Genomic DNA, 15559 nt, shown 5'->3' with positions numbered 1-15559 from the left:
CCCTGCTATTTTATCTCAATGCTTTCCCTTTGGCTTCAGCGGAGTCACGCTTCCGTCCTCATTCTTTATGCTGATATGATTCAGCTGGCCGCGCAGATTTGCCCGGACAGACTGTATATATTCTTCTCGAAGCTTCTTCTGCTCCTTCTTTTCCTTCTCTGAAAGCCCGACGGACTTTTCCAGATGATATAATTCATTGATTCTTCTAATCTTGTCTTCGTTCATACTATTCCTTTCCAGTCTGAATTATGAGTTTAAATACGGACATTCCGTAAGATATTTCCGAAAATTAAAATGTTCTCTTTTATGGGCCAAGAAAAGCGTTCCGATCTCCCTGCCCCCTATAATCCTGTTTAAATCATTTAAATCTCTGCTGTTTGCTATGACCATATCGGCCCCGCAGTCTGTTACGATGTTTGCAGCCGCGATCTTTGTGGCCATGCCTCCGGTTCCTACCTTCGTCACAGCTCCTTTTGCCATATTTTCGATCTCTTCCGTGATCACGGGTACTTCTGAAATAAGTTTTGCTCTTTTATTTCTATGCGGGTCGTCTGTATATAATCCGTCGATATCTGTAAGAAGGATCAAAAGATCCCCTTCTACTACCGCAGTGACCACCGCAGATAAAGTGTCATTGTCTCCGAACTCAATCTCTTCCGTGGAGACGGTGTCGTTTTCGTTCACGATAGGAATAATGCCCAGACTCAGCAGCTGGTTAAATGTATTTCTCGCATTAAACCTGCGCATATCGTTCAGCATCGTCTCTTTTGTGATAAGGATCTGGGCTGAACCCTGATTGTACTCTGCAAACAGCTTTTGATAGATCATCATCAGCTGTCCCTGCCCCACGGCAGAGCAGGCCTGCTTCATCGGCAGGGATTCCGGGCGTTCCTTGAGTCCCAGTGCTTTAAACCCGACCCCGATGGCTCCGGACGATACTAAGATCACATCTTTTCCGCTGTTGTGAATGTCTGTCAGGACACGAACCAGCTTTTCAAGCCGGAATAAGTTTAGCTGTCCTGTCTTCGGATGGATCAGGGAAGAAGTCCCTACTTTTACTACGATCCGCTTCTTATCTTTTAGTTTTTCTCTGTTTTCCATAATGCTGAAGTCCTGTCCTATTCCCGCTGATCCCCGGTCAGCGCAGTTTATGATTATTGTAGCCTCTTTCTCAAAAAAAATCAATGCATTATCACCGAAAAATCGACATCGTTAAAAACCCAGAAGAATCTGATGAAATCAGAATTCTTCTGGGTTTATCCTTAAACCTCAAGAAGGATTACCGTTTTGCTTTCCAATGATGCTTTCACGTCGATGACTCTTTGATTACTGCTTCCCCGGAATCTTAAATTTAAATCCTTTTTTTCTTCCACAAAAGGTCCGTCCACTAAAACATCCAAATATTGAAGTACCTTAGGATCAAACTCCATGATCTCTTCAAACAGATAAGAAGAATACATCCAGATATTTTTTTCCGGACAGCGCTCTTTGAGCTTCCTCAACAGTTCTCTGACCGGACGCCGGTTTTCAGGTTCCATGGGCTCTCCTCCGAGAATTGTTGCCCCGGCTATATGCTCTCCTGCGGTCAGTGTTAAGAATTCTTCTTCCGCCTGTTCATTCCATTCATGGCCGCCTTCAAAATCCCATGTCTCCGGATTAAAACAGCCCTTACACTTCCTCGTGCACCCCTGGACAAACAGGGAGGTCCTGATGCCGGTCCCGTTTGAAATGTCGGTCTTTCTGATCTGTGCGTACCGCATTTAGTTCACCTCTTGCACCTGATTATCCAAGTGGACAAACCGTTCTCCGATCTCCTGGGTACGCCCCTTGTTCCAGAAATTATCTCCCAGATATCCGCAGGTCCTGCGGCATACGTTTAAAGTCTTGTGGCTTCTGTTGCCGCAGTTTGGGCAGTACCACTCGTAGTTCTCATCCAGAAGAATTTCCCCGTCAAATCCGCATTCCTGACAGTAGTCTGACTTTGTATTGATCTCGGCGTACTGAATCGTATCGTACATATAGTCGATCAGAGCAGACAGCGCTTCCGGATTCTGATTCAGGTTCGTCACCTCCACGTAACTGATGGCCCCGCCGGAAGAAATGCTCTGGAATTTCGCTTCAAATCCAAGTTTTTCAAAAGCATCGATCGGTTCTGTCACGTTTACATGGTAAGAATTTGTAATGTAATCTTTATCCGTGATTCCTTCCACAACACCAAACCGTCTCTTTAAGCTTCTCGCAAATGTATAAGTCGTAGACTCTGCAGGAGTTCCGTACACGCTGAATCCGAGTCCGGACTCTGCTTTCCACCGGTCACATGCTCCCCGGAGGCGCTCCATGATCCTGACAGCCAGTTCGTCCCCATCCTCTGTCGTATGGCTTTTTCCGAGAAGGGAAAGAACGCACTCGTACAAACCGATGTATCCGAGGGAAAGTGTAGAATAGCCGCCTTCCAATAGCTTGTCAATGGTCTCGCCCGGCCTCAGCCTTGCGATAGCTCCGAACTGCCAGTGAATGGGACTCACATCTGACAAAGTGCCTTTCAGGCTCTCGTGCCGCAGCATCAGCGCTTCCCGGCACAGACTCAGGCGTTCGTCGAGGATATTCCAGAATTTCTCCATATCCTGCTCCGCAGACAATCCCACATCGGCCAGGTTAATCGTCACGACTCCCTGGTTAAATCTGCCGTACCATTTATAATTGCCTTCTTCATCTTTCCATGGGGCCAGAAAGCTTCGGCATCCCATGCAAGGGAACACTTCCCCTTTGTAGTTCTTCTTCATAATCTTTGCCGAAATAAAATCGGGCATCATGCGTTTTGCCACACATTTGACCGCCAGATCCGTCAGATAGCGGTACCTGCTGTCTTTCGGCACGTTGTTTTCATCCAAAACATACAAAAGCTTTGGAAATGCAGGTGTCACATAGGCTCCCACCGGATTTTTCATTCCCTCATACCGCTGCCTTAACATTTCTTCGATCAGCATCGCCGTTTCTTTTTCATATTCCGGTTCTTCGCTGATGTACATGAAGACAGACAAAAACGGAGCCTGTCCGTTGGTTGTTGAAAAGGTATTGATCTGATACTGGATCGTCTGGATGCCGGAAACGATCTCATCGTGAAGACGGTCTTCGGCGATCAATTCTACTTCCCGTTCCGTATACGCTTTTCCGATCATCTCCCCTTCCTTTTTCACCTTTTCTTTATGTTTATTTAAACTCACTCTTACAAAGGGCGCCAAATGGGAAAGCGAAATGGTCTGGCCTCCATACTGACCGTTTGCCACCTGCTGCACGATCTGGGTCGCAACCGTACAAGCCGTCTGGAGGGACTTGGGAGTCTCGATCAGTTTGCCGTTTATCACCGTTCCGTTTTTAAACATATCCTTTAAGTCTACAAGGTCACAGTTGTGCATCTGCTGTATGTAATAGTCCATATCGTGAAAATGAATGATGCCGTCATCATGTGCCTGGACAATTTTAGGCGGAAGCATCATCCTCCTGCAGTAGTCTCTGGAAAATTCTCCTGCGATCAGATCCCTCTGGGTTGCCAGTATATTCGGATCTTTGTTGGAGTTTTCATCCAAAGCTTCCTGGTTCTCTCCGGTCACGATGCCGAACACCTCATTGTCAATGGTATTGGTCTCTCTCTGGAACTCTCTGACCTTCCGGTATCCCTCATAGGCCTTGGCCGTCAGAATCTGGTCTTTTTGAATGAGCTTTTCAAATACCTGATCTTCGATCCGGTAAATGCTGATATCCTCGTCTCCCTGATGTTCCTCATGGATCTCAAAGGAAATATCTTTTGCACATTTTTCATCCACAACCCCGCTCCCGTACCTCATGGCTTTTAAGATGGCAAGTTCAATTTTAGACGGATCAAAATCTACTTTACTGCCATTTCTCTTAATCACTTTCATTTATCTTCACCCTTTCAATTATTCTGTCCTTTATTATAAACCAATATATATTGTGTGTCCAGATGTTAAACATCACAATATGTTGTATTTTTTATCCATATTTTCGATTAATTGTTCCGCCGTTTTGATGCCGTCCATAGCCGCAGACGTGATGCCTCCGGCATATCCTGCGCCTTCCCCGCATGGATAGATCCCGGAAATACTGCCCTGAAATGACTCATCCCTTTCCATCCGGAGAGGGGATGAGGTTCTCGCCTCTATTCCGCTCAGGACTGTATCGCCATCAGAAAATCCTTTGATTTTTTTCTCAAAAGCATCCATTCCCTCAATGATTGCCTCTGAAACCTCGTCCGGCAGACATTCCCTTATATTTGCAAATGCTGTTTTCCCTTTTGTATTAGGAAGGATCTTTCCGAATTTATCAGTCTTTTTATCTTCCTTAAAATCTGAAAACGTCTGAACGGGTATGGCTCCGTTTCCGGCCAGATAAGCTTTCTCCTCCCACTTTCTCTGGAATTCGATGCCGGCCAGCGGATGTTCTGATCCAAAATCCTCCGGCGTCACACTGGCGATGACCGCACTGTTTGAATTTCTCGCCATACGGTCGTGATTGCTCATTCCATTGACTGTCAGCCTTCCTTTTTCTGAAGACGCATTCACCACAAATCCTCCGGGGCACATACAAAAAGAATAGACGCTCCTGCCGCATGAAGCTCTGTAAGTAAGTTTATAGGAAGCCGTGGGCAGTTTTTTATCCGCCGCCCCTTTTCCATACTGAAATTCGTCGATCTTCTGCCTCGGATGCTCAACCCTTACCCCGACGGCAAAAGCTTTCGGCGTCATATGAAGCTTTCTTTTATACAGCATTTCAAAGGTATCTCTGGCACTGTGTCCCACTGCCAGCACTGCAGTATCGCACGGAAGTGTCTCTGTTCCATTGATCACAAGCGCCGTCAGTCTTCCTCTTTTTATTACCAAATCTGTTACCTTGTTTTCGAACCGGATCGTTCCTCCTGCTTGCTGTATAGCATTTCTCATATTTGCCACAACCATGCAGAGCAGATCTGTCCCGATATGCGGTTTTCCGTCATATAAGATTTCTTCCGGTGCCCCATACTGCACAAAGGTTTCCAGCACAAACCGGTTCCGCCCGTATTTGTCCTTCACTGCCGTATTGAGCTTTCCGTCGGAAAAAGTTCCGGCTCCTCCTTCTCCGAACTGTACGTTTGACTCAGGGTTGAGATCCCCGTTTTCCCAGAAAGCTTCTACGTCCTTCCTTCTCTCTTCTACAGGTTTTCCCCGTTCCAGAAGAACCGGTTTCAGCCCGGCCTTTGCCAAAATCAGAGCTGCAAAAAGGCCGGCCGGGCCCATGCCGATCACCACAGGGCGGACCGGGATCTCTTTCCTGCATTTAGGTATCCGGTATTCTTTTCTTTCGGCTTTTGTTATCCTGGGATTCTTGTTTCTTTTGAGAAATTCGGACTCTTTCTCTACTTCTGCATCGATTGTATATACATAGCTGATCTGATCTTTTTTTCTGGCATCCAGAGACCTCTTAAAGATCTGATAGTTTTTTAACGTTGCGTGATGCACCGCTTTTTTTATTTTCTGTTCCAGCTGGACTTTCGTATGTTCCGCCGGAAGTTTTATCTGACTGATTCTGATCATTGATTCTCCGCCTCTATCTGATTTCCCGCAATATATCCTGATGTAAAAGCCCACTGAAGATTATAGCCGCCGCAGGTGCCGTCTACATCCAGTAATTCCCCGGCAAAGTACAGACCCCGGTGAATCTTCGATTCCAGTGTGCCCTCGATGACTTCCCTGACGGAAACGCCGCCTGCCGTCACCTGTGCCATATCAAATCCTTTATAACCCGAAACCGGGACCGGAAACTTCTGTATCATGGAACGGATCTGCCTCAGTTCTTTCTGTGTAAGGTCCGCTGCACTCTTCTCCGGCCGGATTTTCAAACGGCTCAGCACCGTAAATGCCAGTTTTTTATTCAGGAAGCCCTGGAGAAATTCTTCCGCTGTCTTGTAATATCCGACTTTTCTGAAATAGTCCATTAATTCCTTCAATGTGATCTGCTCCGGCATGAGGTTTAAGATCACTTCCACCTTTTTTTTCTTCCTCAGAGCGTCGATGGCATACCGGCTGACCTGAAACACCGGAATTCCGGATATCCCATACTTGGCAAACTGGACTTCTCCTGTTTGTTCCGCTGTCTTCTGTCCGTTTACGTAGACCGAAAGCGCAGAAACATTGCGGACACCGGCCAAATGCTGAAAGAATTTCTCCTCCGATTCCAGAGCCACCAAAGCCGGAAATACATCCGTCACGGTATGCCCCACAGCTTTTGCCAGTGCATATCCGCTGCCGTTGCTGCCCAGTTTTTCCTGGGCCATTCCCCCGGCTGCCAGGATGACATTTCTGCCCTGATATTTCTCTGTGCCGCATGTCACATGAAATGTATCCTTTATCTTCTGTATTTTTTTAACTTCCGTTCCCGTCTTTATATGTACGCCGAGCTGCCGCATTTTCCCAGTCAGTGTATCAACCACCGTGGAAGCCTGCATGGACGCAGGATAATAGTATCCTCCCAAATCGGTGGTCAGCATTCCCATGGACTGGAAAAAGTCCAGGGTCTCTGCGGCCCCAAACACCTCCAGCATGGAGTATGGAAATCCCGGTTTTTCTCCCCGGTAGCAGTCCTGATCTAAATAACTGTTTGTCAAATTGCACCGTCCGTTGCCTGTGGCAAGGATCTTTTTTCCCGGCCTGTCCATCCTTTCCAGCACAAGGACGGAGCATCCTCTGCGCGCCGCTGTGATAGCCGCCGTCATACCGGATGCCCCGCCTCCTGCGATGATTACATCATACTTCATCTATATCCTCCAAAACACTGGTTCCGTCTATTTTTGACTCTATACCAAAATAGTCTAACACAGTGCTCCCGATATCTGCAAATGTTTTTCTTGTTTTTAAATTGACACCTTTTGCCTGCCCGTACTGATACATAAGAAACGGCGTGTATTCTCTGGAATGATCCGTAGAAGGAGTCGACGGATCACATCCGTGGTCTGCCGTGATCATCAGGATATCCCCTTCCTGCATCAGCCCCAGAAGCTTCGGCAGCTGTTTGTCAAAATAACTGAGGGCTTTGGCATATCCGTCCACATCATTTCGGTGCCCGTACAGCATGTCAAAGTCTACGAGATTTACGAAACATAATCCTTCAAACCTCTTCTTCATCCACTCTTTCGTCTGCTCGATGCCATCCTCGTTGTTCTTGGTAAATGAAAACTCCGTCAGTCCTTTACCGGCAAAAATATCGTGGATCTTTCCAATGCCGATCACATCAAATCCCTTTTCTTTCAGCTGATCCAGCATCGTCAATTTCGGCGGTTCTATGGAAAAATCATGCCGGTTGGACGTCCTCGTATAATGGCCGCTCTCTCCGATAAACGGACGTGCAATAACCCTTCCCACACCGTGCTTTCCCGTCAGGATCTTCCTTGCTATTTTACAGTATCGGTACAGCTCTTCCGGCGGCACCACATCTTCATGGGCTGCGATCTGGAATACACTGTCCGCCGATGTATAGACAATGAGCGCTCCGGTTTTCACGTGTTCATCTCCGTAATCTCTGATAACCTCCGTACCGGAATACGGCCGGTTGCAGAGGATCTTTCTGCCTGTTTCCTGTTCAAAAACCGCAGTGACTTCTTCCGGAAATCCTTTCGGATACACCGGCAGCGGTTTTTCAGATATGATTCCCGCAATCTCCCAATGTCCGATGGTCGTATCTTTTCCTTTCGACTGCTCCGTCATTCGTCCATAGGTGCCAATCGGCACAGTGGTCTGCCTGTCACCGTCGATCTCTGCGCCGTCGACAGCAAATAAGCCCAGTTTCTCCAGATTCGGCAGGTCAAAATACAGACTTTTGGACACTGCCAGCAGTGTGTTGCTTCCCTCATCCCCGAAATCTTTGGCATCGGGCGCTTCCCCGATGCCAAAGCTGTCCAGCACGATCAAAAAAACTCTTTTCATTCCGGTCACCTCAATCTATCTTGCTTGTTCAGAATTTATCTTCTCTTTAGATTATAGTGCTAACTGCTGTAGGACTCAAGAAAATGATACACTTCTTCCACGGAATGAAATTTCTTTTTTTCTTTCAGCATCTGGTGGACTTCATCCGGCAGATCATTTTTTGTCAAATCTGTATATTCAAAAATTTCTTTTGTCTGATTGTTCAGGATCACCAGACTGCCGTCGCGCAGGGCGAGCCCGTAGGTTGTCTTTTTCTTTTTCGTAGTTTCTGCCTGCTCTTTTGTCGTCTGTTCTTTGATGATTGTGGACTGTACCTGATGGACCAGCTTGTCCTGGCTGGTATCCTTCTGATAAAACGCCACATAACACATATACCCGCAAAGGGTTGTGATCACGACCATATATATTAATAAAAAACGGTTGATTTTGTTCATACGAAACACTCCTTTTCCATAAGCGTTCCCAAAATCAGCCGTTCTATTCAAAAAAATATCAAATTCAGCAATTTACACGGTTCAGCAGAAGAATATCCTGTTCTCCCGCCGTGTCACACCGGCATGAAACAATTTTCTGAACATCCAGATATACAAATCCATCCTCAAATCCATCCTGATCAATCTTCTGTATTTTAATGAAGTTTTTGCTGAAATCCTGAATGAAACCGAGAATAGAATATTTCCCGTCCTCATCCATGTTAAAATTCATCAGCAGTCCCTGCTCCTTTGCATACCGGAGCAGAGCATCCATACAAGTCTGCTGGTCTAATTTATAAATTCTTCCATGGCTTTTTTTCTTATGAAGATAAAGGGTGCCCATCCTCCGTTCTCTGCTGCCGTCCGTCTCTGCCCTGAAAAAACACTTGGGCCGCTGCAGCACAAAACCGTCGTACTCTCCCCTCGATGAAATCTTCGCCATCAGCAGTTCCTCTTCCGTCATGTACAGTATATATCCTGTCAGGACTGTCTGCTCACCGCCCATATGACCATATAAACTGACCAGTTTCTTTTCCTTTTGTATCTGCTCTAGTATCTGATTCATGCCTGTCCTCCACTTTTTCTTCTATTATAACAGAAAATGGATATTGAATGTAGGCTGTTTTCTTTTATTTGCCGACTGCTGCCGATGCATCAGAAAAAAACAGTAAACTCTTTATAACAGCCTTAATTTTTTTGCCATCTTTAATATCAGATGTCCCTTTGGAACCCTGCGAAGTTCATCCTCCTCGAATACCTTTAATCCGATAATCGCGATAAAGTATACGAACGCCCCAAGGGGTACTGCAATCAAAAGGCACAGCGCATAGCCCAGGCTTGTCCCCGACATAAACTTCTGAAAGACAAATCCGATAATCCCGACTGCGATTCCCATCACTCCCGCACTGATCAGCGGTTTTATAAATGTCTTTGAAATTTCCTGTTCGTAACCTGTATATTTTTTAATGGATCTGGCATTAAGCAGACACATGACAAAAGAAAACGCCATTGTGGCAAAAACTAGTGCGTAGGCGTTCGCTTTAGTCGTATAGAGCAGCACGACCAAAACAAATACATTGATGACTACTGACACTGCCGAATGACGAACAGGTACTTTCATCTTGCCCATTCCCTGCAAAATACCATTGCTCAGCGTGGACAGACAATAAAATACGATGGATACTGATCCGATCATCAAAAGTTTCGGGCCGAGTCCGAAGGCTTTGGCCGGGCCAAATAATAAACCTACGATCGGTTTTGCAAGGACTCCCATACCTACGGCACAGGGAATAGAAATAATCATCGTAAATTTGATTGCCGTATTAATGCTGTCATTCATGCGCTTTTTGTCGTTAACCGCAAAAGCCCCTGCAATGTCCGGCACAATGGCATTGGACAATGCGGATGCAATAGCAACCGGCACATTAATTAGTACGTTGTATTGATTCGAAAAAATTCCAAACAAAGTTGCAACCGATCTGGCTGCCATACCTTTGTCTACCATAATCATACTGAAAAGTGTGGAATCAATTATGGCACTGCAGTTATAGATCGCCGTGCTGAAAATAACCGGAGTAATCGTCAAAAGGAGGATTTTCAAAATCCTTTTGTAAGACTCGATCTTCTTTGTCTTATCCGCGGCCATCTGACGTTTGACTTTAGGACGGTATATCCAATAAATAACACCGCAGAAAATCAAACCTGTGAGCACTCCTGCCCCGGTACCGATGGCACTTCCCGCCGCACCATATTTTGCGAGTTTATACGAGGCAACTTTACCGCCGATTCCTACATACGGGGCTACAAGAACATAAGCCATGAGAACACTGAAAACGGCATTTAAAATCTGCTCCAAAATCTGTGACACAGATGTCGGCACCATAGTAGAGTGACCCTGAAAATATCCTCTCAAAACACCCAGGATACCCGATAAAAAAATAGTCGGTGCCATAGTTCTCAAAGCCAGTACAGCTCCAGGCTGATTCGGCAGAAATGCCGGCGCTCCAAAAAATGTAATCAGTCCTGCAGCTCCTCCCACGATCACTACGTATACTAACGCCCCATGAAATACCCTCTGGGCATTTTTATATTCCTTCATCGCAAGCCTGGCTGCAATGGACTTGGATACCGCCAGCGGAATACTGAACGATGCAATCAGCAGAATAATGCTGTAAACGTTGTATGCAAATCCGTAATACCCCATTCCCTCGTTGCCGATGATGGCCGTTAAAGGCCTTCTGTACAGCAGTCCGATGACACGGCAGATCAGTGAGGCTGCGGCCAAGATCGTTCCCTGTACTAAAAAGCTGCTCTTTTGTTTCTTTCCCATAGTAACCTCTAATCTCTTGTATAGTGAACGAACTGCAGTATTTCTTCCTGTTTTTCTTCCATCACCGCACGCTCTTCATCCTCCATGTGGTCATAACCAAATAAATGGAGCATACTGTGGGCGATCAAAAAGGCATATTCTCTCTCCAGGCTGTGTCCGTAAGCTTTAGCCTGTTCTTTTGCCTTATCTAAAGAAATTACAATATCACCCAGCATCAGTTCCCCTGTATCCGGGTGAAACGCTGCCGGATCTTCTTCCAGTCCGTCGAAACATCCCGGATTTTCGTACTCGATCATCGGAAAAGAAAGAACGTCTGTGGGACGGTCAATGCCCCTTTGTTCCAGATTGATCCGATGGATCTCTTCATTTCCCACGAGCATGAGATTAACTTCGCACTCAAAGGGACATGTTACATAATCCACAGCAGCCTCAACAACTTGTCCGGCAATCATTTCACAGTCTATGCCTGCTGTTCCTTCATACTCATTCTCTAAAAAAACACTCATAACTTTACCTGTCTTTCGTTCGTTTCCGGGGAGCTTTCTCTTTTTTCTTTCGGTTTTTGCTTTCTTCATATTTATCGTATGCCGTGACAATCTGCTGCACCAGTGGGTGGCGCACGACATCCTTGTTTGTCAGCTTACATATTCCGATATCCGGAATCTTCCCAAGGACTCTTACTGCTTCTTCAAGGCCTGAAATACTGTCAAACGGCAGATCCTTCTGTGTCAGGTCACCGGTAATAATCGCCTTTGATCCAAATCCAATTCTGGTTAAAAACATCTTCATCTGGGCGGGTGTCGTATTCTGTGCCTCATCCAGGACGATGTAGGAGTTATCCAGTGTCCTTCCCCTCATATAAGCCAGAGGAGCCACCTCGATCAGACCCTTTTCCATGTTCTTCATAAAGGCATCTGCCCCCATGATCTCATAGAGAGCGTCATAAAGCGGCCTCAAATAAGGATCTACCTTGCTCTGCAGATCCCCCGGAAGAAAACCAAGCTTCTCACCGGCTTCTATAGCCGGCCTGGTGAGGATGATGCGGTTCACTTCATCATTCTTAAACGCAGTGATGGCCATCGCCATCGCCAGATAGGTCTTTCCTGTCCCGGCCGGTCCGATTCCAAACGTGATCATCTTCTCTGAGATCTGTTCCAGATATTTTTTCTGTCCAAGTGTCTTAGCTTTCACAGGCTTTCCCTGGACGGTGTGGCAGACCACATCCTTATCCAGTTCCAGCAGATGACCGCTTTTTTCTTCCATAGACAGGGATAAAGCGTAATTGACATTTTGTTCTGTGATAATGTTGCCTCTCCTCGATAGTTCCAGCAGTTCCCCGATCACAGACTCCGCTTTTTTCACGGCTTCTTCGCTGCCCACTACTTTCAGCTGACCGTCTCTTAAAATTAAGTTTACATGAAGCGTCTTTTCGATCTTCTTCATGAAAACATCAAATTGTCCAAATACATTCCCTCCATGCTCAGAAGGAAATTCCAGATCTATTTCTATTGGATTCATAGGTACTCCTCAACATTTTATTTTCTTATATTAATAGTAGTTTACCATTTGCCTCCGATCTTTTCAACATTTTGTCATATGGCAGCAGACAGAATTACTGCGGAGCAGCCGTTGTCGGGGTAATTTTTTCTACCTGTTTTTTTGTCAGAGATTTTATATTTCTGATCTTTCCAACCGGCTCCTCGACATCGATCGTTCCCTTGGCAATGTAGTCATTTCCCTGTCTCTCATATTTAATGTTGGTTTTTATCACTTTAATTCCCTTTTTCTTCTTGTCATTGACATAGGCGGAGAGCCGTTTTTTCAGCTTCTCCTGAGCCTGTGCTTCTGTCAAAACTCTTCTTTGTGGTTCGTATCCCTCAAATTTCTTTGTGGTAATGCCGATCGGAAAATACAAATCACCGATATGCAGCAGTTTCTTCTCACCTAAGATATCATATTCCCCTTTCTGCTCCTTGATCGGAAGCTTGAGCTGCCAGTTTAACAGCTGTATACTTTCCACCCGCGTACTTTTCGATATAAATTTTTTCTCATAAGTGGCAATCGGTATGGTTTCCTTGTAATCTTCTTTGGTTCTCAGGATGATCTGTCCGTCTGCCTTAATCTTGCTTGTCTCGGTGACCTGATAATCGTCACTGTAATAATAAATCATTCCCGAAATAAGCGTATCTCCCTTTTTTACTTTGTCACCCACCTGTACTAAAGGAGTGCCGCTTTTTACCGACATAGAAGTAATGGTCCCCTTCTTATTGGAGACAATGTCACATGGCTTTCTCGGATTTTGTTTTGTTTTCCTGTCCAGTGATTCCTTTATGTCAATATGTAATCTTGTGCCGTTGATGGAACAGGAAACCCACGCAATGCCTTCGTGATCTTCCCGGATATGTTCCTCTAATAAATTGCAGTCAATCTTTTTCTTATACGTCCCGATTTGATAAAAATTGCTCTTTACATATTTCAGCATATCACTTTTGGAATACCGTTCATTGCCTGAGATTGTGATCTCCCAGATAAACTGAGACATTAAAAACATCAGAACGAAAGCCATGCCGATGCCAAAGAAAAATACCTTTCGTTTCCGGTGTTCCAATAAAAAAAAGGGAAGTCCCTTTCTTCCCAGAATCTGAACCGAGGTTCCCGTTTTTTCTGCAAGTGTTAAAACAGTCTCATAAGCTCTCTTTTGTACGGAACACTGATATCCCTTCCCTCCCGGCCTAAGCTTCCAGAGCACCAGGTTTTGTTTTGCACATAGGTTAAGAAAACGTTCCACGGAAGGACCTGATATCTCTAAAAATATACTTCCGAAAATATACTGTATTAATCTGACCATCCTGATTCTCCTTTATGCGTATTCCAGCCGTGTGATTTCGCCGGTCACCTTCATAATTTCCATGGAATAATATTGAATGACAAGATTTGTCCCTATAATCCTCAAAACCACGTGGTTTCCCTGGATGACGATTTGATGTTCTTCGTAAGAAAGGATTCCCTTATAATTTTCAATCATCACCTGTTCATTGCCGGTTAAGGTAATAATAAAATCGCCAAAGACCACATCTCTTGGAAGGGATAAACCTTTGGCTAATGCCTCCTTTGGCTTTTTCTTCATACAGACCCTCACTATGCTTTTTGGCGCAGCAGCACACTTAAGCATCCTATCGTTGTTTTAATATATGCAAAAGAAAAGCACCGTATACCTCAAGTATACGATGCCTGCTTCTATTATTTTACTTTTCTTTTACGAGCCGCTTCAGACTTTTTCTTACGGCGAACACTTGGTTTTTCGTAATGCTCTCTTTTGCGGATTTCCTGCTGAATACCTGCTTTGGCACAGTTTCTCTTAAATCTGCGAAGAGCGCTGTCTAAAGATTCATTTTCTTTAACGATAACGTTTGACATTCTTAATTCCTGACCTCCCCTCCAGCCTTATATTGTGCATTATGACTGTTTGGGCACTTTCTTGCACTAGATTATTATACCATAATTGGGATATTCGTCAATAGTTAAAATCATGTTTTTTCGACGGAAAAATGAGTTTTTATAGCTGACTTTAAAGAGTGTTCCAGATCTCTTTAAGAAGATACCCTGGCACCTTTGTCTTTACCTCTTTTTCAACTGCGTAAATACAATAATTTTTTAAATCTTCTGCGGCTACCCCTGCACTTCCGGTAAAAGCCCTCGGTGCCATTCCCTGCTGGCGTCCTAAAAAGGACAGCGGTGAGTCGCTTCCAGTATCATTGACGGTGTCTTTTACCTGATAGGTATATTTTACATGATAGATGTCTAAGATATCCCGGATTTCATTGAATCTCTTTACGGATCTGCCCTGATAGATCTGCTGCTTTTTCTTCAGCATATAACATTCTCCTAATATCCGAATCGTTAAATTGTTTCCAAAAACTTTTCATATATTATATCATTCTTTTAATTTTCAATCAACTATTTATACAATCACAACATCATGAGTATTTTAATAGCTTTTCATTCTATTTTTTTCTAACTATATGTTAATATAGTACTAGTTATAAATTTATTAATCTTTATGTATACAGATTTATGAAACAACTAGTTCATCTAAAAGAAAGGAAGGTACAAATGAAAAAATTAAAACAACTATGCAGCGCAATGTTATGCGTGGTTATGGTGACCGTATTTACCATAACTCCAATCCGTGCAGACGATCTAACAACACCTCCAACTACTACTATTTCAGGAACTGCTTCGATTACAGGAATCGTTTCACAATTTTCCGAGGATAAGGATGTAAAAGCATCTCTTTCAAATACAAATCCAGCTATAAAAGTAACTGTGGAGGCTACTATCGGATATAAAATTGGAACTGCAGAAAAAACAATCAAATCAGTGCCTATTCCCATGGAAACAAAAACTACGGATTCAGTCGAAGTAAATTTTAGATTCACACAAAAAGATCTAAATCTATTACCATCAGGTACTTACGACATTAAAGCCAAATCAACAACTGACAGCGCAAATTCTGTTAAAGAAGCAAAGATTGGTTCTATCACCGTTAACAAAGAAACCCCAACCGTAACCATTGACAAGCCTATTTTCCTGACAAAATCAAGAAGCAATTTTGAAACAGCCGATGGGGAGATCAAGGCAAAACTTGACAAAGCATTCTTTTCAAATACAAATCCAGCTTCTCTTGAGTTAACCGCATCCATCAATGACAACAGCAATGTTGCTAAAATCTGATGTTGTATCATAAAAGTTGACACCCTATTCTCAAGGACTTTGATATATAA

General features: G+C 44.4%; 17 protein-coding genes. 1 reads left to right on the top strand and 16 read right to left on the bottom strand.

The window, feature by feature from the left end; translation table 11 throughout:
- Positions 1 to 15: 15 nt before the first annotated feature.
- The 16 genes from DWV34_RS16395 to DWV34_RS16320 form a co-directional block, all read right to left on the bottom strand.
- On the bottom strand, positions 16 to 225 hold the full coding sequence (locus tag DWV34_RS16395) for a DUF896 domain-containing protein (RefSeq protein WP_006567159.1): 210 nt from the start codon (positions 223 to 225) through the stop codon (positions 16 to 18).
- 21 nt (positions 226 to 246) lie between these two features.
- A complete protein-coding gene (gene proB / locus DWV34_RS16390; protein WP_009289782.1) occupies positions 247 to 1101 on the bottom strand; it encodes a glutamate 5-kinase in 855 nt (284 codons plus the stop codon).
- A 161-nt stretch (positions 1102 to 1262) separates the two neighbouring features.
- On the bottom strand, positions 1263 to 1760 hold the full coding sequence (nrdG, locus tag DWV34_RS16385; RefSeq protein WP_009289783.1) for an anaerobic ribonucleoside-triphosphate reductase activating protein: 498 nt from the start codon (positions 1758 to 1760) through the stop codon (positions 1263 to 1265).
- Entirely contained in the window at positions 1761 to 3920 is a 2160-nt protein-coding gene (nrdD, locus tag DWV34_RS16380; protein WP_009289784.1) for an anaerobic ribonucleoside-triphosphate reductase, read from the bottom strand.
- Between the two features lie 72 nt (positions 3921 to 3992).
- Positions 3993 to 5588, bottom strand: a complete 1596-nt coding sequence (locus tag DWV34_RS16375; RefSeq protein ID WP_009289785.1) for an NAD(P)/FAD-dependent oxidoreductase — start codon at positions 5586 to 5588, stop codon at positions 3993 to 3995.
- The gene (locus DWV34_RS16370) at positions 5585 to 6808 is read right to left on the bottom strand and encodes an NAD(P)/FAD-dependent oxidoreductase (RefSeq protein WP_022260702.1); all 1224 of its coding nucleotides are present in this window, start codon (positions 6806 to 6808) and stop codon (positions 5585 to 5587) included. Before DWV34_RS16370 ends, DWV34_RS16375 begins: the two co-directional genes overlap by 4 nt.
- Positions 6798 to 7973, bottom strand: coding sequence for a phosphopentomutase (locus DWV34_RS16365; RefSeq protein WP_118476715.1), 1176 nt, complete (start codon positions 7971 to 7973; stop codon positions 6798 to 6800). Before DWV34_RS16365 ends, DWV34_RS16370 begins: the two co-directional genes overlap by 11 nt.
- A 59-nt stretch (positions 7974 to 8032) precedes the next feature.
- A complete protein-coding gene (locus DWV34_RS16360) occupies positions 8033 to 8407 on the bottom strand; it encodes a hypothetical protein (RefSeq protein WP_022260703.1) in 375 nt (124 codons plus the stop codon).
- A gap of 64 nt (positions 8408 to 8471) precedes the next feature.
- Entirely contained in the window at positions 8472 to 9011 is a 540-nt protein-coding gene (locus DWV34_RS16355) for a hypothetical protein (protein ID WP_006567167.1), read from the bottom strand.
- A gap of 111 nt (positions 9012 to 9122) precedes the next feature.
- The gene (locus DWV34_RS16350) at positions 9123 to 10775 is read right to left on the bottom strand and encodes a putative polysaccharide biosynthesis protein (protein ID WP_022260704.1); all 1653 of its coding nucleotides are present in this window, start codon (positions 10773 to 10775) and stop codon (positions 9123 to 9125) included.
- Positions 10776 to 10783: 8 nt separating this feature from the next.
- A complete protein-coding gene (gene ybeY / locus DWV34_RS16345; RefSeq protein WP_009289791.1) occupies positions 10784 to 11281 on the bottom strand; it encodes an rRNA maturation RNase YbeY in 498 nt (165 codons plus the stop codon).
- 4 nt (positions 11282 to 11285) lie between these two features.
- Complete coding sequence (locus DWV34_RS16340) at positions 11286 to 12293, bottom strand: PhoH family protein (RefSeq protein WP_022260705.1); 1008 nt, start codon at positions 12291 to 12293, stop codon at positions 11286 to 11288.
- 94 nt (positions 12294 to 12387) lie between these two features.
- Positions 12388 to 13623: a sporulation protein YqfD gene (locus DWV34_RS16335; protein WP_009289793.1), complete on the bottom strand. Its 1236-nt coding sequence runs from the start codon at positions 13621 to 13623 to the stop codon at positions 12388 to 12390.
- A 12-nt stretch (positions 13624 to 13635) separates the two neighbouring features.
- Positions 13636 to 13902 carry a YabP/YqfC family sporulation protein gene (locus DWV34_RS16330; RefSeq protein WP_009289794.1) on the bottom strand — a complete coding sequence of 89 codons (267 nt, stop codon included), beginning with the start codon at positions 13900 to 13902 and terminating at the stop codon, positions 13636 to 13638.
- Positions 13903 to 14015: 113 nt separating this feature from the next.
- On the bottom strand, positions 14016 to 14192 hold the full coding sequence (gene rpsU, locus DWV34_RS16325; protein WP_006567174.1) for a 30S ribosomal protein S21: 177 nt from the start codon (positions 14190 to 14192) through the stop codon (positions 14016 to 14018).
- Positions 14193 to 14343: 151 nt separating this feature from the next.
- Positions 14344 to 14649 carry a hypothetical protein gene (locus tag DWV34_RS16320; protein WP_118476714.1) on the bottom strand — a complete coding sequence of 102 codons (306 nt, stop codon included), beginning with the start codon at positions 14647 to 14649 and terminating at the stop codon, positions 14344 to 14346.
- A gap of 239 nt (positions 14650 to 14888) precedes the next feature.
- Between DWV34_RS16320 and DWV34_RS16315 the strand changes: the two genes are divergently transcribed.
- A complete protein-coding gene (locus DWV34_RS16315; protein ID WP_243000937.1) occupies positions 14889 to 15509 on the top strand; it encodes a hypothetical protein in 621 nt (206 codons plus the stop codon).
- Positions 15510 to 15559 lie beyond the last annotated feature (50 nt).

It is taken from the genome of Anaerostipes sp. AF04-45 (assembly GCF_003461725.1).
Taxonomy (GTDB): domain Bacteria; phylum Bacillota; class Clostridia; order Lachnospirales; family Lachnospiraceae; genus Anaerostipes; species Anaerostipes caccae.
The sequence above is the reverse complement of the archived record's forward strand: the minus strand, read 5'-3'. Positions and strand labels throughout refer to the sequence as shown.